At 65.9% G+C, this 15,295-nt stretch carries 14 protein-coding genes; 12 read left to right on the top strand and 2 right to left on the bottom strand.

Annotated elements, in window-relative coordinates:
- Window positions 1-305: 305 nt before the first annotated feature.
- From KUV38_RS13020 to KUV38_RS13005, 4 genes are all read left to right on the top strand, one after another.
- Entirely contained in the window at window positions 306-1,742 is a 1,437-nt protein-coding gene (locus KUV38_RS13020; RefSeq protein ID WP_261385220.1) for a sensor histidine kinase, read from the top strand.
- Window positions 1,743-1,878: 136 nt separating this feature from the next.
- Window positions 1,879-2,823 (top strand): two-component system response regulator, encoded by a 945-nt coding sequence (locus tag KUV38_RS13015; RefSeq protein ID WP_222470457.1) that lies wholly within the window; start codon window positions 1,879-1,881, stop codon window positions 2,821-2,823.
- Window positions 2,823-3,170, top strand: coding sequence for an Hpt domain-containing protein (locus KUV38_RS13010; RefSeq protein ID WP_222470456.1), 348 nt, complete (start codon window positions 2,823-2,825; stop codon window positions 3,168-3,170). The genes KUV38_RS13015 and KUV38_RS13010 overlap by 1 nt, the downstream gene beginning before the upstream one ends.
- Window positions 3,171-3,385: 215 nt before the next feature.
- Entirely contained in the window at window positions 3,386-4,966 is a 1,581-nt protein-coding gene (locus KUV38_RS13005; RefSeq protein ID WP_222470455.1) for an ATP-binding protein, read from the top strand.
- Window positions 4,967-5,048: 82 nt separating this feature from the next.
- On the opposite strand, the gene KUV38_RS13000 is transcribed toward KUV38_RS13005, so the two are convergent.
- A complete protein-coding gene (locus KUV38_RS13000; protein ID WP_222470454.1) occupies window positions 5,049-5,729 on the bottom strand; it encodes a GntR family transcriptional regulator in 681 nt (226 codons plus the stop codon).
- A 92-nt stretch (window positions 5,730-5,821) separates the two neighbouring features.
- On the opposite strand from KUV38_RS13000, the gene KUV38_RS12995 reads away from it, so the two are divergent.
- Complete coding sequence (locus KUV38_RS12995) at window positions 5,822-6,880, top strand: AbrB family transcriptional regulator (protein WP_222471073.1); 1,059 nt, start codon at window positions 5,822-5,824, stop codon at window positions 6,878-6,880.
- Window positions 6,881-6,886: 6 nt separating this feature from the next.
- On the opposite strand, the gene KUV38_RS12990 is transcribed toward KUV38_RS12995, so the two are convergent.
- A complete protein-coding gene (locus KUV38_RS12990) occupies window positions 6,887-8,212 on the bottom strand; it encodes an MFS transporter (RefSeq protein WP_222470453.1) in 1,326 nt (441 codons plus the stop codon).
- A 201-nt stretch (window positions 8,213-8,413) separates the two neighbouring features.
- On the opposite strand from KUV38_RS12990, the gene KUV38_RS12985 reads away from it, so the two are divergent.
- From KUV38_RS12985 to KUV38_RS12955, 7 genes are all read left to right on the top strand, one after another.
- Complete coding sequence (locus KUV38_RS12985; RefSeq protein ID WP_222470452.1) at window positions 8,414-9,703, top strand: flavin-containing monooxygenase; 1,290 nt, start codon at window positions 8,414-8,416, stop codon at window positions 9,701-9,703.
- An 82-nt stretch (window positions 9,704-9,785) separates the two neighbouring features.
- Window positions 9,786-10,229, top strand: coding sequence for a type II 3-dehydroquinate dehydratase (locus KUV38_RS12980; RefSeq protein ID WP_222470451.1), 444 nt, complete (start codon window positions 9,786-9,788; stop codon window positions 10,227-10,229).
- Window positions 10,226-11,161, top strand: coding sequence for a 2-hydroxyacid dehydrogenase (locus tag KUV38_RS12975; protein WP_222470450.1), 936 nt, complete (start codon window positions 10,226-10,228; stop codon window positions 11,159-11,161). The genes KUV38_RS12980 and KUV38_RS12975 overlap by 4 nt, the downstream gene beginning before the upstream one ends.
- A gap of 294 nt (window positions 11,162-11,455) precedes the next feature.
- Window positions 11,456-12,421 carry a TRAP transporter substrate-binding protein gene (locus KUV38_RS12970; RefSeq protein WP_222470449.1) on the top strand — a complete coding sequence of 322 codons (966 nt, stop codon included), beginning with the start codon at window positions 11,456-11,458 and terminating at the stop codon, window positions 12,419-12,421.
- Window positions 12,418-13,218, top strand: coding sequence for a hypothetical protein (locus tag KUV38_RS12965; RefSeq protein ID WP_222470448.1), 801 nt, complete (start codon window positions 12,418-12,420; stop codon window positions 13,216-13,218). Before KUV38_RS12970 ends, KUV38_RS12965 begins: the two co-directional genes overlap by 4 nt.
- On the top strand, window positions 13,215-13,727 hold the full coding sequence (locus KUV38_RS12960) for a TRAP transporter small permease (RefSeq protein ID WP_222470447.1): 513 nt from the start codon (window positions 13,215-13,217) through the stop codon (window positions 13,725-13,727). Before KUV38_RS12965 ends, KUV38_RS12960 begins: the two co-directional genes overlap by 4 nt.
- Entirely contained in the window at window positions 13,724-15,004 is a 1,281-nt protein-coding gene (locus KUV38_RS12955; RefSeq protein ID WP_222470446.1) for a TRAP transporter large permease, read from the top strand. The genes KUV38_RS12960 and KUV38_RS12955 overlap by 4 nt, the downstream gene beginning before the upstream one ends.
- Window positions 15,005-15,295 lie beyond the last annotated feature (291 nt).

Below are 15,295 nucleotides of genomic sequence, written 5' to 3'. Positions count from 1 at the left end.
GTTTTGCGGGGGGCACGCGGCGCGGCACCTGCTCTTTGTGTGTGAAGTGTCTTACAACGCCCGGTGTTAACAGTTCCGGAAATACTCGTTCGGCCTTCGCGTGTTGAAAACCGTGTATTCGCCCCATGTTGCGCCAACCCTTGGTAGATTCCCTCGCAAACCAGTCATCTAGCTGGTTGCAAGCTTTTGCCACATTCTCGCCACGTAAGCCGCGTACTCGACTTATGAGTGTGTCGCAAAGGCACCGGTCGCGCGGCGATAGCAGTCTCGCGCAACGGACCCGAAGAGGCGAGTAGGACAAGGGTATGAACCGACTGGTTCCCGAGCTTGGCAAACGATGGAACGTCGTGCGGGCCGAGCAGATGAAGGATTATGCTGAGGTCGGGCGAAAGCTCGTCTGGCAGCGTCAAATGATCTTCGCGGCGGCTCTCGGGCTTGCGGGTTACTACTACAGCATCGCTCTCGCGGTCACGACGGGCATCCTGATCGCCCTGTCTGAAATCTACGACTTCATGGTGTTCCGGCGCGTCCTTGCATGGAACGGGCGCGATGCCGTGGTCGCCAAGAGCCTGCTGAGCCAGCTCTACTTCGGCACCGCGCTGAGCGCTTCGGTCATCGTGTTCTACTCGATCGCCATCGCCCAGGCGCAGGGGCCGGGGGCGCACTTCATGTCGCTGTTCTTCCTGTTCGCAGCGGCCCTCTTCGCGGCAATGAACAACCACCATGTGCTGCCAATCCTCATCCTCCGCCTCGGGCTCTACGCCGCCACCTTCATCTTCATTCCGGTCTACGACATCTGGGTCACCTCTGCGCCGGTCACATCGGAGCTTTGGGCGCAGCTCTTCACCAGCCTCTTCGTGCTCTACTTCGTGATCGACTGCTCCCGGGTCTACCTGTCGTTCTACCGCGGCAGCCTCGATCAGGTGGATGCGCTGACGGTCGAGAACCAGAAGGCGCAGCAGGCCTACAAGGCCAAGAGCGAGTTCATCTCGACCATGAGCCACGAATTGCGCACGCCGCTCACCTCGATCAAGGGCTCCATCGACCTCGCCCATGCAGGCCATCTCGGCCCGATCGGCGATCAGGCCCAGCAGGTCATGGGGATCGCCAAGCGCAATTGCAGCCGCCTGATCGAACTCATCGATGAGATTCTGGATATTCAGAAGATCGAAGCCGGGCGCATGCCCTTCCGGATGAAGCCCTTCGACCTGCGAGAGTTGGTTGAGCAATCGGTCGATTCCAACGGGCCCTATGCCGCCCGTCTTGGGGTGCGGCTCGACTGTAGCCACGACGACAGGCCTGTGCCCGTCGTCGGCGATGCGGCGCGGATCGAGCAGGTTCTGACCAACATAGTGTCCAACGCCGCCAAGTTCAGCCCCGAGGGTAGCACCGTGCATGTCGTGGTGGAGACCGAGGGCGAAATCGCCCGCGTCTCGGTCACCGATCAGGGGCCGGGCCTTACCGACCAAGACCGAGAGCGCGTCTTCGACAAGTTCAGCCAGGTCGATTCGTCCGACACCCGCAAGATCGGCGGCACCGGGCTGGGCATGAACATCTCCAAGCAGATCATGCAGGCTCATGACGGGCGCATAGATTATCAGAACAACCCCGGAAAGGGGGCCACGTTCTACTTTGAGATGAACCTCGACCTGTCCGGCGCAGCCAGCCTCAACGCCGAATCGGGCGAGAGCGCAGAGGTGCCGCAGGCCCCTGCATCTGCCGTTTCCAACCTCGCCGTTTGAGCAAGAAATCCTGTCCCTGAAGGTCCGCGCCAAGCTGACCTAAGGGAAATTGAGAAAAACTTCTCACAACCCAAGCGTGAACCCATTTCTGCCGCAATCCGTTTTTAAGAATCCCTTAAGTAGAAGGAGGGACGGAATGAAAGTCCTCGCAGTTGACGACGATCCAATTTTCAGAGCGGCATTCGAGGCCGTTCTCCGCCACCACGATATCGCCGATCTTGATATGGCCGCTTCCGGGCAGGAGGCACTGCGGCTCGTCAGCACGCAGACCGTTCCGTTCGACTGCATCTTCGTCGATATCCAGATGCCCGAGATGAACGGGATCGAGCTCGCGGGCATCCTGCGGGCGATGGACCCGGAGGGGCGCACCCAGATCGTCATGGTCACCGGCCTGTCGGACCGGCAATACATCGACCAGGCCTTCATGGCCGGCGCGGTCGATTACATCACCAAGCCGCTCGATGCGCTCGAGTTCAAGGCGCGGCTGTCGTCGATCCAGCGGGTTCACGAGAGCCGCCTGCGCGCGAATGCCGTGCAAGAGCAACTCGCCGCCGCTACCAACCTGCAGCACCAGATCGACTATGAAGATGCCCTCACGCCGCCCGACGTGAAGGGCCTGATCTCCTACATGGCGCTCCGCAACTACCTCAAGGCCATCGGCCGTCCGCGTTATGCCCTGAGCCAGCGCATCGGTATTTGCGTCGAGAACGCCGCCAACATCTTCGTGCGCACCAATGATGAAGACTTCCTCGATATCATGGCCGACGTGGGCGAAGTCATCGTCGAGACCCTGAAGTCGCAAAACCTCATGGTCGCCTACGCAGGCAGCGGCGAGTTCATCGCCGTCTCCTCCGCGATCTACCTCGCCTCTCCCGAACAGCTGGAAAGCCAGATCAGCACCGCGCTCGAGGCCTATCAGGAGGCCTACCTGATCGACGCCGTGCCAATCGTCCGTGTCGGCAAGGCGATGCGCGGCTCGATCTTCGCCCGCCGTTCGATTGACGAGGGGATCGACGAGGCCTTGCTCTCTGCGCGCGCCCGGCCGACCATGCACGGGTATTCCAGAGCGAGATCTGCCTGATGGACGGTTTCAGCAACAACGCCTCGCAGCGAGACGAGCCAGCAAAGGCCTTTGCCGCCATGCTGGCCCCTGTGCGCTCCGCCTTCCTTGCCTCCCTTCCCGATCACATCGCCGCCTTCGAAGAGTTCTGCGAGCTTGAGCGCGACGAAGACCGGCTCGAGCTGGCAGGCGGCCTTGCGCGCCGGGCGCACCGCATCTTCGGTGTCGCCGAGACCCTCAGCTTCCCGAAGCTTGGCCGCAGCGCCCTCGACCTCGAAATCAAACTCGGCGCCCGCACCGAAATCGGCGCGCTCGATGGGCTTGTGACCAACTTCGTCTCGGAGATGCGCCAAGCCCTCCACGCCTGACCCCCATTCCTCTCCCCTCCGAGGAAGGATAGCCGGACCGCAAGGCACCGGATGGATGCGGCTGCCCTCGTGGTGGCCGCATTCATCGTTCTCCACGTGACACTTCCACAACGTTCCGGCGGCCCCACAACCAACAGGGGAAGCGGCCATTGACAGATACCGCCGCCTCACCCAGCTTTGCGCGCAAAAAAAGAGCGATGAGGCGAGGAGTTGCGGTGCTAAAACAAGTCGATAGCGCGCCCGAGGGCGATCTGCCTGCGGATGCGAGGCATGATCATGCCCTCCGCCAGTTGTTCTACCTTTCGCTGGACCCTGACCTCGCCTTCTCCAAGAAGGTGTCGGAGCTGCTCGCGCTGGGGTGCGAGGCCCTGCAGCTCCCGCTCGGCATCGTCAGCCGGATCGAAGATGCCAACTACCGGATCGACCACGTCGAGGGCGAAGATTGGGCGCCCGCCGCCGGCACGGAGTTCGATCTGGCAGAGACCTACTGCACGCACACCCTCGCGGCCGATGCCGTGCGCTACTTTCACCACGCCGGTCAGTCTGAAATCGCCGAGCATCCCTGCTACACCTCCTTCGGTCTCGAAAGCTACATCGGCGTACCGCTCCGTGTCGGCCACGAGCGCGTCGGCACGCTCAACTTCTCCGGCCCTGATGCCAGAACGCCCTTTTCCGACAAAGAGAAAGACCTCGTCGACCTCTTCGGCCGCTGGCTCGGGCAGGAATGGCTCAAGGAGAAGCGGACGCAAGAGCTGGCCGAAAAGACGATGGTGCTCAACGCCATCATCGAAACCGTGCCGGACGCGATCATCGCCGTCGATGAAAACCGCCGCCTGACGCTTGTGAACCGCGCAACTGAGGCGACCTTTGGCTTCACCAAGGGCGAAATGATCGGACAGACCACCTCGATGTTCTTCGCCGATCAGGACTCTTTCGACCGGCAGGGCGAGGACATCTACAAGAAGGTCAGAGAGTCAGGCGACGGCCGGATCGAACTGGAGGTGAAGCGCCGGAATGGCGAGTTGTTCCCCGGTGAGCTCTTCATGGCCCCGCTCCGTCAGCCCGGCGGGCAGCGACTTGGGCTTCTGGGTGTTCTGAGAGACATCACCCACCGCAAGGCGCTCGACAAAGCCCGCGCAGAGCTGATCTCGACCGTATCGCACGAATTGCGCCAGCCGATCACCGCAGCCCACGCCGCGGTAAAGCTGCTCAACGCCGAACGGCAAAGGCTCTCTCCCCCGCTTCAGCCGACCCTCGACATCGCCGACCGCAATCTCGATCAGGTCGCCAGCCTCGTGGGCGATCTGCTCGACTTCGAGCGCCTCTCTGCTGGCCGGGTGCCATCAGATATGCGGCCCGTCGATCTGGAGCCTTTGCTTGCCAGCGCCATCGAAGATCTCGGCCCCTTTGCCCGCCAGCACGGTGTCGAGTTGAAGCTCGACGCCGAAGGCCCCGAACCGGGCCAGGTCGTCGGCGACAAGATCCGCCTGCTTCAGGTTCTGACCAACCTCGTCTCCAACGCCGTCAAAGCCTCGGAGGCGGGTGCGTCCGTGGTGCTGGGCACCAGCGCCACACGGCCTGGGTTCTGGGTCAGGGATCATGGCCGGGGCATCCCCGAGGAGCTTCGCCCAAGGCTCTTCGAGCGGTTCTCCCGCGCGCCCGAGAGCTATTCCAACGGCCATTCCGGCACCGGCCTCGGCCTCGGCATCGCCAAGGCCATCGTCGAGAGCCACGGCGCCAGCCTCGACTTCGAGACAGCCACCGGCAAGGGCACGACCTTCCGGGTTCAGTTCTGAGCGCAGTCCGTGCCGCGCCAGCTCGGCGCTACACTGAGGTTCGCCTTGGCCCGCATCCGGCCCTGATACCGATCAGCGCCCGCTATAGCCCCTCGCCCTCCACCGGCGGGCGGGCGCGCAGGGCGCGAACGCGCACGCGTTGGGCCATTTCGATATGGGCACGCATGGCGACCTCGGCCCGGATTCCATCCCGCGCCTGAAGCGCCTCCAGCACCTCTTCATGTTCCTTCACCGCCTCCGTGGCACGGGCAGGCTCGGTGAGCGTGGTCGGGCCGAGGATCATTAGCGACTTGTGCAGCCCGGCAATAGAGCGGGCCAGAAAGCGGTTCTTCGCAGCATCGAGCAGGGCGGCATGGAACTGGCGGTTCAGCACAAAAGCCTCCGGTCCGGGGCCGAGCTTTTGCAACGCGCGGTTCATGTCGATAAGCTCCTCGATCTCTATGTCCGAGGCCGCGCGCGCCGCCAGTCGCGCCGCCGTGCCCTCCAGCACCGTGCGCATCTCGTAAAGCTCCATCACCTCGGCATAGCCCAGCGTGCGGATCGCGGCACCCCGGCGCGGCAGATGGGTCACGATGCCATCGGCCTCCAGCTGCCGGATCGCCTCGCGCACCGGCGTCCGCGAGACCCCCAGCCGCTCGGCAAGCTCGGTCTCGCGCAAGCGGTCGCCGGGGTTCAAACGTCCGGCGCGGACCTCGTCGAGCAGGCGCTGATAGGTGGTTTCGCCCTGCGAGCCAGGCTGCGGAAGATCGTCGGTTTCGTCCATCTCGGCTCCGGTCACAATCGGATTGCGGATAATGTATCCAAGTGTATACAGTCGCACCCAAGGCAGATCAACTGCCCGAATCCGGAGCCTCCGTGACCTTTGCCGCCTTCTCCTCTCCCCTGCGCCAACGACTGCTGACCCTCGGCCTTGCCGCTCTGGGCACGGCGGTGTTCTGGCTGGCCGACCTGCCGCTGCCCTTCCTCTTCGGCCCGATGTCGGCCTGCCTCATCGCGGCCCTGCTGGGCGCACCGCTCAAAGGCTTCGGGCAGGTCTCGGTCGGCGCGCGAACGATTCTTGGCGTGGCGGTCGGCGCCTCGATCACGCCCGCGCTCTTTGCCCAGCTTCCTGCGATGGCGGCCTCGGTCGCGCTGGTCCCGCTCTACATCGCGCTCATCGGCCTGATCGGGGTGCCCTTCTTCCGCCGGGTCTGGGGGTTCGATGCGCCCACCGCCTACTATTCGGCCATGCCGGGCGGCTTGCAGGACATGGTGATCTTCGGCACCGAGGCAGGCGGCAACCCGCGCGCGCTGGCGCTGATCCACGGCACCCGCATCCTGATCATTGTCACGCTGGCGCCCGTCTTCCTCACGCTGGTCTACGGCGCCGGGCTGACCAACCCGATCGGCGCCCCTGCCGCGAGCCTGCCGCTGCAGGAGCTGGGCCTGATGGTGGCAGCGGCCTTCATCGGCTGGAAGGGCGGCGAGCGCATCGGTCTCTTCGGGGCCTCCATCCTCGGCCCCCTGATCGTGACCGCCGCGCTCTCCCTGACCGACCTCATACACACCCGCCCCCCGCGCGAGGCGATCCTCTTCGCGCAGTTCTTCATCGGCTGCGGCATCGGCGTGCAGTTCACCGGCATTACCTTGGCCGAAATCCGAAAGGTCGTGGCCGCAGGCGTGGCCTATGTGATGCTGCTCGCGGTGCTGGCGGCGCTCTTCACCGTGGTCGTCACCGCTTTGGGCCTTGGCCACCCCGTCGAAGCCTTCCTCGCCTTCTCCCCCGGCGGACAGGCCGAGATGACCGTTCTCGCCATCGTCACCGGCGCCGACCTCGGCTTTGTCATCACCCACCACCTCACGCGCATCCTGCTGGTGATCCTCGGCGCGCCCATCGTGGCACGGCTCATTACCAAGCGCCGCCCCGGCACCTGAACCCTGTCAGAACCGCGAGGCCCAGCAGGGGTGGATATCGTCGATGACGAGCGCGTGGCTGTGTGTCCGGTGGCCCTGCAAATGCGGGTGATCGAGCGGCAGGTTGTCGTGGGTGTGCTCCATCGCTTCCGCGCCAGTGTCGCCTGCAGGCCATTGCAGCAGGCAGGCCAGCAGCCCCGCGCCCGCCAGCACCGCGAGCGCGAGCAGCGTGGGCACCGTGCCGAAGGCCGTCATCAGCCAGCCCGCAAGCGGGTAGGTCAGCAGCCAGCAGGCGTGGCTGAGGGCGAATTGCGCGGCAAAAAGGGCAGGGCGGTCCTCGGCATGGGCCGAGCGGCGCAGCAACCGCCCCGAGGGGGTCAGTACGGCGGCATAGCCCAGCCCCACCACCGCCCATGTGGCCAGCAGCACAACCCAGTGCAGCCCTGCGGCCTGAACCAGCGCCGCCAGCCCGATGAGCGCCGCCACCATCGCGACCGCGCCTGCGAGCATCACTGCCCGGTCGGCCAACCGATCAAGCAGGCGAGGCAGCAGCAGCGCCCCCACCATCGACCCCGCGCCGAAGGCGAACATGGTCCATGCCAGCGCGGTCTCGGTCCGCCCCAGCAGCCCGACCACCAGCACCACGGAGTTGACGAGCACCATCGCCCCCGCTGCCGACACCACGAGATTGAGCGCCAGCAGCCCCCGCAGCCGCGGGGTGGCAAGGTAAATCCTGATGCCCCGCGTGGTGCGGTCGTAGATCCCGCGCGGCGCGGCGGGCTTCGGGCTGGGCAACACGACCGAGCCCACCAGCAGCGCCGAGCCGACAAACCCCAGCGCCGTGCCAACAAAGAGCGTGCTCCCCGCCATCACCGCCAGCAGCAGCGCCGCGAGGGTGGGGGAGATGATGTTCTCGAGGTCATAGGCCAACCGCGAGAGCGAGAGCGCCCGGGTGTAGCGCTCTTCCTCGGGCAGCACATCGGGGATGGTGGCCTGAAACGTCGGGGTGAAGGCGGCGGAGGCCGCCTGCAGCACGAAGATCAGCAGGTAGATCTGCCAGACCTCGGTGACGAAGGGCAGCGCCACCGCGCAGGCCGCCCGCACCGCATCGAGGGCCACCAGCAGGCGGCGGCGGTTGACCCGCTCGGCAAAGGCCCCGGCAATCGGGGCAATGCCGACATAGGCCACCATCTTGATCGCAAACACCGCGCCCAGCACCATCGCCGCGCCCTCTCCGGCAAGGTCGAAGGCCAGCAGACCCAGCGCCAGCGTGGCCAGCCCGGTGCCCAGCAGGGCCACTACTTGGGCAAGGAACAGGTGGCGATAGGTCCGGTCGGCAAGAACGCTGAGCATCGTTGGCCTCCTGTGGCGTGATCGGGCTTTCAGCATAGCTGATCCGGATCGCCCGCTCTGCACACAATGATTTTCCTCTCCGTTGCCAAGGAATATTCTACTTTCCACTTTCAGCCCCAAACGCCACGTTTTGCGAAAGGAAAACTTTGCCGGGCGGCCGCCGTGGCCCCCGGGTGTGAAGAGCCATTTCAAGGACGTGACATGACAGTTGAAACCACCGATACGCTGATCGTGGGCGCCGGACAGTCGGGCATCGCGATGAGCGAGCACCTGCGCGATCTGGGCATTCCGCACCTCGTGCTGGAGCGCAACCGGGTCGCCGAGCGCTGGCGGTCGGAGCGGTGGGACTCTCTGGTGGCCAACGGCCCCGCCTGGCATGACCGCTTCCCGAACATGGAATTCAACGATGTCGAGCCCGACAGTTTTCCGGCGAAAGAGCGGATGGCCCGTTACTTCGAAGATTACGCGTCGATGATCGACGCGCCGATCCGCACAGGCGTCGAGGTCAAGCACGTGCGCCGCGCCGAAGGCAAGCCGGGCTACCGGGTCGAAACCTCCCAAGGCGTGATCGAGGCGCAGCGCGTGGTCGCCGCCACCGGCCCCTTCCAGGCCCCAGCCATGCCGCAGATCGTGCCCGAGAGCGCCGGTCTGACCCAGCTCCACTCCTCCGCCTACAAGAACCCCGGCCAACTCCCCGAGGGCGCCGTGCTCGTGGTCGGCGGCGGTGCCTCCGGCTCGCAGATCGCCGAAGAGCTGCACCGCGCAGGCCGCAAGGTCTACCTCTCCATCGGTGAGCACTACCGCCCCCCGCGCAGCTACCGCGCCCGCGACTACTGCTGGTGGCTCGGCGTGCTCGGCAAGTGGGACGAGATCAAGATCGACGCCAAGAAGAAGCACGTCGCCTTCGCCGTCAGCGGCTACGACGGCGGCAAGACCATCGACTTCCGCCGCCTCGGCAATATGGGCATCACCGTCCTCGGCCTGACCCAGACCTACGAGCACGGCAAGCTCACCTTCGCCGACGATCTGGTGCAAAACCTCGCCGAGGGCGACCGCGCCTATCTCGATGTGCTCCGCGAGGCCGATGAATACGTGGCCCGCAACGGCATCGACCTGCCCGAAGAGCCCGAAGCATGGGAGATCCAGCCGGACCCGGACTGTGTGACCAACCCGGTGCTGGAACTCGATGTGCAAGAGGCCGGCATCACCTCGATCCTCTGGGCCACCGGCTTCAAGTTCGATTTCTCATGGCTCGACGTGCCCGGCGCCTTCCGCGATGGCATGCCCTTCCACAAGCGCGGCATCTCCGCCGAGCCGGGCATCTACTTTCTCGGCCTGCCCGAGCTGACCAACCGGGCCTCCTCCTTCATCTACGGCTGCTGGTATGACGCCAAGTATCTCGCCACCCACGTGATGGTGCAGCGCAACTACACGGCCTATGAAAAGGACATGCCGGTGCCGGGCACCCTCGCAGCCCGCCGCGCCGGGTGAAGCCCCGCACAAACCACCCCTTCATGACCGGCGCCGCCCCGCGCCGGTCAACGCATTTCTGACCCACTCCGAAAGGGACGCCATGCCCAAGATCGTCTTTCTCAACGGCCCCAACGCCAACCTCTACGGCCTCGACCCCAGCGGCACCTACGGGTCAGACAGCTTTCCGGTGATCGAGCAGAAGTGCCATGAAAAGGCCAAGGCGCTCGGGCTTGAGTTGGACTTTCTGCAAAGCAACCACGAGGGCCAGCTGATCGACTGGATCCAAGCCGCGCGGCTCGATGCGCAGGGCATCATCATCAATGCCGCCGGGCTGACCTATACCTCCATCGCCATTCTCGACGCGCTCATGGCCTTCGACGGCCCGATCCTCGAATGCCACATGAGCAACATCCACAAGCGCGAGCCCTTCCGGCACCACTCCTACATCTCCAAGGTCGCCACCGGCATCATCGCGGGCCTCGGCGTGCGCGGCTACCTGCTGGCGCTCACCGCCATGAGCGAGATGGTGGGGGAGGGGGCATGAGCCGCGACATCCTCGCCTTTTATTCCGCCGTCGATCCCTTCGAGCCGTGGCGCGATGCGCTGGCGCCCCACCTGCCGGATGTAGAGATCGCTCGCGCCGAAGATGTCACCGAGCCCGAGCGCGTCCGCTACACCCTCGTCTGGAAGCCCCCCGCAGGCTTCTTCGCCCGCTTCCCCAACCTGTCGATGGTCATCAACCTCGGCGCGGGCGTCGATCAACTCGTCGCCCGCGATGACCTGCCGAGCGTGCCCGTCACCCGTCTCTCCGATCCCGAGATGGGCCGGATGATGGCCGGTTTCGTGCTCTTCTCCGTTCTCCGCCACGCCCGCGAGATCCCGCATTTCGAGGTGGCGCAGCGCGAGAGCCGCTGGTCCTACCGCCACCCCAAGCGCGCCGCCGAAACCTGCGTGGCAATCCTCGGGCTGGGCGAACTCGGGCGCCTCGCCGCAGAAGAGGTCGCCCGCCAGGGCTTCGACACCCACGGCTGGGCCACCCGCCCCAAGGACATTCCCGGCGTCACCGCCCACTACGGCCCCGAGGCCCTGCACCCGCTGCTGGCCCGCGCCGATATCGTGGTTTGCATGCTCCCCCTCACGCCCGGCACTCGCGGCATGATCGACGCCGACCTGCTCGCCGCCTTCAAGCCAGGCGCCGCTTTCGTCAACGTCTCTCGCGGCGAAATCGTCGATGAACCGGCGCTGGTTTCGGCGCTCCAAAGCGGCCAGATCGGCAGCGCCACGCTCGATGTCTTCGCCGCCGAGCCGCTGCCTGAAACCAGCCCGCTCTGGCAAATGCCCGGCGTCCTCGTCACCCCGCACCTCGCCTCCGTCGCCATCCCCCAAACCGCCGCCGCCCAGATCGCCGCCAACATCCATGCGATGGCCGAGGGCAGGCCGGTCGAGAACCGGGTGGACCCTGCGCGCGGCTACTGATTTTCGCGCACGGCTGACCAAACTTTGGGCGGCCCGATTTTTCGCTCTCGAAACGCGGCCCTCCTCGGGCCGCGTTTTTCTTTGTTTTACAGGGTTTTATCGCCGGGAACGGAAAAGCCTAAGCAGCGAAAAGGAATATACAAGTTGTTGGAATTCGCGCCGCTCCGCAGCCTTGAGCCATGACCGGACGCCGGGCCAACCCCTTCCTGTCCAGATGCGCCCTGCGCCCGGTCTCCACCATAACCCGCCCCCAAGGCGGACCACGCGCCCAGAGCGCACCAACGGGAGACTACGATGAAACTTCTTTCCTTTGCCCTCGCCACGGCCCTCGCCGCGCTGCCCATGGGCAACGCGATGGCCGAGACGCCGATCAAGATGGCGGTCGAAACCCCGCCGGGCGATCCGCTCAACCTGATGCTCACCACCTTCCGCGACACGCTCACCGAAGGCGGTGGCTTCACCCCCGACTTCTACGAAAGCGGCGCGCTGGGCGACGAGGCCGCGCTGACCGAACTGCTCCGCGCAGGCCAGGTCGACGTGGTGCCGCTCGGCTCCGACGTGGTCGAGCTCGACAGCAAGTTCGCCGTCTTCGACCTGCCCTTCCTCTTCGATGACAAAGCCACAGCCCGCGCCGCGCTTGATGGCGCGCTGGGCGAAAAGCTCGCCGCCTCTCTGCGCGAGACCACCGGCCTCCAGGTGCTGGCCTTCGGCGAGCTGGGCTTCCGCGCCATCTCCAACTCCGTCCGCCCGATCGAAACGCCCGCCGACCTTGCCGGCCTCAAGCTCCGCACCCCCGGCTCGCAGACCCGCATCATGGCCTTCACCGCACTGGGTGCAGCGCCCACCCCGATGCCGCTTGGCGAGGTCTACGTCGCTCTGCGCCAAGGCGTGATCGACGGGCAGGAAAACCCGCTCTCAGTCGTGCAGGAGTTCTCCTTCGACGAGGTGCAGGAGTTCGTCTCGCTCACCAACCACGTCTACACCCCCATCACCCTCGCCATGGCCGGTTCGGCCTGGGATGCGCTCTCCCCCGAGGAGCAGGCTGCCGTGACCGCCGCCGCCAAGGCCGGTGCCGAGGCCACGCGGGTGAAGTCGGATGAAAGCGACGCCTCGCTCGTGGCCGAGTTCGAAGCCGCAGGCATGAAGGTAAACACCCCCGACCTCGCCGCCTTCAAGGAGGCCGCCGCTCCGCTGCGTGCCGAGTTCGCCGCAATTGTCGGCGAAGAGTTCCTCACCGAAGTGGAAGGCAGCCTGAAGTGACCGGTGCAACAGACCTCAAGACCGGGGGCCGCAAGGCCCCCGCGTTCGTGTATGACGGCGACGGATACCGCGCCCGCATCGGCCTGATCTTCATGGCCTCCTCCGTTGTGATGGAAAACGAGATGTGGGCGATGGCACCCGAGGGCGTCTCGGTCCACACCAACCGGATCAAGCTGCCCAAGGTTACGGTCGAGGGCATTCAGGCGATGATGGATGCCCCCGAGCTGGAGCAATCCGCCCGCCTGCTCGCCTCCGCCCCGCTCGATGTGCTCTGCTTCGGCGGCACCTCGGCTTCCTTCCTGCACGGCACCGCCTACGACAAGGCGCTGATCGAGAAGATGAAGGACTGGGCGCCAGGCATCCCCGTCAACACCGCCTCCACCGCCTCGCTCGCGGGGCTCCAGGCCGTTGGCGCCGGGCCGGTCGTTCTGGCCACGCCCTACGTGGATGAAGTCCATGCCCGCGCCATCCGCTTTCTCGAGGAAAACGGCCACAAGGTGCTGGCGAGCGACAACCTGAGGATCAGCGAAGATCAGGCGTTGGCCGAGGTCCCGCTCGAAAAGATCTTCGACATGATCTGCGAGATGGATACGCCCGAGGCCGAGGCCGTCTTCATCAGCTGCACCAACTTCCGCAGTGCAGGCGTGATCGACGCGCTGGAAAAGGAACTGGGCAAGCCGGTTGTCAGCGCTGTGCAGTCCTCCTTCTGGCACGCCCTGCGCCTCGCGGGCATTGAAGATGACTGCCCCGGCTACGGCCAGCTCTTCAAACAGCCCCTGCCGGAGCCGCGTGCATGATCGGCGCGGGTCAACAAACCGATGCGCCGCCTCCCGGCGGCGCTGCGGGCCGCTGGGCCACGCGCGGGCTGGAGGCGCTGGCCGCCACACTGATGGGCGGCATCGCCCTTCTGGTGCTGGCCAACGCGCTCGGCCGCTACCTCTTTGGCAATCCCCTGCCGTGGAGCGAGGAACTGGTCGTCACCGCCATGATTTGGGTCGCCTCCGTGGGCCTGCTGCTTGGCGCGATCCGCGGCTCCCTCATCACCTGTGATGTGCTCGTCGTCCGCCTCCCGCCCCGCGCCTGCCGCCTTCTGGCGGTGGCCTGCGGCGTGATCGGCGCAGGCGCGCTCGGCTTCTTCGCATGGCAGATAAAGGCCTACCTCGGCCTCTTCGGGGGTGACGTGACGCCTATCCTCCGCATGCCCAAGGGCCTAGGCATCTCGGCGCTGATGCTGGCGATGGCAGGCATGGGCGCGCTGCTCTTCTTCCGCGCCGCGCAGCTCCTGGCACGGGGGGCGCGGCCATGATGGGCCTCGCCGCCGCCACCATCCTCACCCTCTGCGGGCTGGCGATTGCGGGCTTCCCGATCATCGTCGCGCTCGCTGCCTCGGTGGTGGTCTTCCTAACCTTTTCCGGCGGCTGGATGCTGGCCATGCCCCAGCAAACCCTCGCTGGCCTCTCCGACCCCATCCTCGTCACCCTCCCGCTCTTCATCCTCGCTGGCGGCATCATGAACGCGGGCGGCATCGCCGACCGGCTCTTCGCCTTCGCAGGCGCCCTGCTGGGCTGGATGCGCGGCGGGCTGGCCCATGTGAACGTCGGCGTCAGTCTGATGTTCGGCGGCATGATCGGCACCTCGGTGGCCGACCTCGCAGGCAGCGGCTCGGTGGTCATCCCCAAGATGAAGCAGGCCGGCTACCCCGGCCCGTTCTCCGCCGCCCTCACCGCCACCTCCTCGGGCATCGGCGTGCTGGTGCCGCCGTCGTCCCCGATGATCCTCTATTCCGCCGTCACCGGCACCTCGCTCGGCGCGATGTTCCTCGCGGGCGCGGTGCCCGGCCTGCTGATGGCGCTGGTGCTCATGCTCACCGTGGGCCTGCTCGCCCGCAAGCACGGCTGGAAGCCCGCGCAAAGCTTCGAGTGGACCGAGCTGATGCGCACCGGCCGGGCCGCGATCCTGCCGATGGGCATGCCCGGGCTGATCCTCGGCGGCCTCGTCTTCGGCCTCTTCACCCCCTCCGAGGCGGGCGCCTTCGCCGTGGCCTACGCGCTCTTCCTGTCGATGGGCATCTATCGCAGCCTCGACCTGCGCGGCCTCTACCGCGTCGCCGTCGATGCCGCCGTGCTCACCGGCGAGGTGCTCATGGTGGTGGGCCTCTCCACCGCGCTCGGCTGGGCGCTCAGCCAGGCCCGCGTGCCGATGGCACTGGCCGAGCTGATGCAGGTAATGTTCCCCTTCGAGAGCGACGTGCTGCAAATCCTCGTGCTGCTGCTGCTCGCCCTCGTCGCTGGCATGGTGCTCGACCCGCTGATCCCCATGATCATGCCGGTCCTGCTGCCCTCACTGCTCACGCTCGATGTCGACCTCGTCCACTTCGGCGTGCTGATGGTGGTGACGGTCGCGATCGGACAGGTAACGCCCCCCGTGGCGCTCGCCCTGCTGGTGGCCGCCCGAATAGGGCAGGAGGAGGTGCTGGCCGTGACCCGCGCCAACATGCCCTTCCTCCTCGCCCTCATCGGCCTCCTGCTGCTGCTGGTCATGGTGCCGCAACTCTCGCTCTGGCTTCCGGGCTTCCTGATGTAACGGTCCTGCCACCACTCACGCAGCCAGAACGCAGGGGCACCCTTCCGGGGGTGCCCCTTCTGCTTACCCCGAGGGCCGGGTTCAGGCCGCTTCTACAGGGCGGAAATCTTGGGCAGACCGCCTTGGCGGCTGCCTAATTATCCATCACGCACATTCGGGCACTCCGCGCCCCGATGCTCCGACTTGCGCCAAACCCCAGTAAATTCAATGCCATGCCGCGCGCCTTCGGAGAAACCTTGCCAGCGCGAAGGATTATTGAAATGTCCCCCGCCGCGCCGGTCTGCAAACTTC

Source organism: Vannielia litorea, from assembly GCF_019801175.1.
In the GTDB taxonomy this organism is placed as follows: Bacteria; Pseudomonadota; Alphaproteobacteria; order Rhodobacterales; family Rhodobacteraceae; genus Vannielia; species Vannielia litorea_B.
This window is presented reverse-complemented; position numbering and strand designations above follow the sequence as displayed.

What these genes read in the sequence shown, in the direction of transcription:
- KUV38_RS13020 (WP_261385220.1), top strand. Translation starts at nt 306, where the DNA reads ATGAACCGACTGGTTCCCGAGCTTGGCAAACGATGGAACGTCGTGCGG.
- KUV38_RS13015 (WP_222470457.1), top strand. Translation starts at nt 1,879, where the DNA reads ATGAAAGTCCTCGCAGTTGACGACGATCCAATTTTCAGAGCGGCATTC.
- KUV38_RS13010 (WP_222470456.1), top strand. Translation starts at nt 2,823, where the DNA reads ATGGACGGTTTCAGCAACAACGCCTCGCAGCGAGACGAGCCAGCAAAG.
- KUV38_RS13000 (WP_222470454.1), bottom strand. Translation starts at nt 5,729, where the DNA reads ATGGACGAAACCGACGATCTTCCGCAGCCTGGCTCGCAGGGCGAAACC.
- KUV38_RS12990 (WP_222470453.1), bottom strand. Translation starts at nt 8,212, where the DNA reads ATGCTCAGCGTTCTTGCCGACCGGACCTATCGCCACCTGTTCCTTGCC.
- KUV38_RS12985 (WP_222470452.1), top strand. Translation starts at nt 8,414, where the DNA reads ATGACAGTTGAAACCACCGATACGCTGATCGTGGGCGCCGGACAGTCG.
- KUV38_RS12980 (WP_222470451.1), top strand. Translation starts at nt 9,786, where the DNA reads ATGCCCAAGATCGTCTTTCTCAACGGCCCCAACGCCAACCTCTACGGC.
- KUV38_RS12975 (WP_222470450.1), top strand. Translation starts at nt 10,226, where the DNA reads ATGAGCCGCGACATCCTCGCCTTTTATTCCGCCGTCGATCCCTTCGAG.
- KUV38_RS12970 (WP_222470449.1), top strand. Translation starts at nt 11,456, where the DNA reads ATGAAACTTCTTTCCTTTGCCCTCGCCACGGCCCTCGCCGCGCTGCCC.
- KUV38_RS12960 (WP_222470447.1), top strand. Translation starts at nt 13,215, where the DNA reads ATGATCGGCGCGGGTCAACAAACCGATGCGCCGCCTCCCGGCGGCGCT.
- KUV38_RS12955 (WP_222470446.1), top strand. Translation starts at nt 13,724, where the DNA reads ATGATGGGCCTCGCCGCCGCCACCATCCTCACCCTCTGCGGGCTGGCG.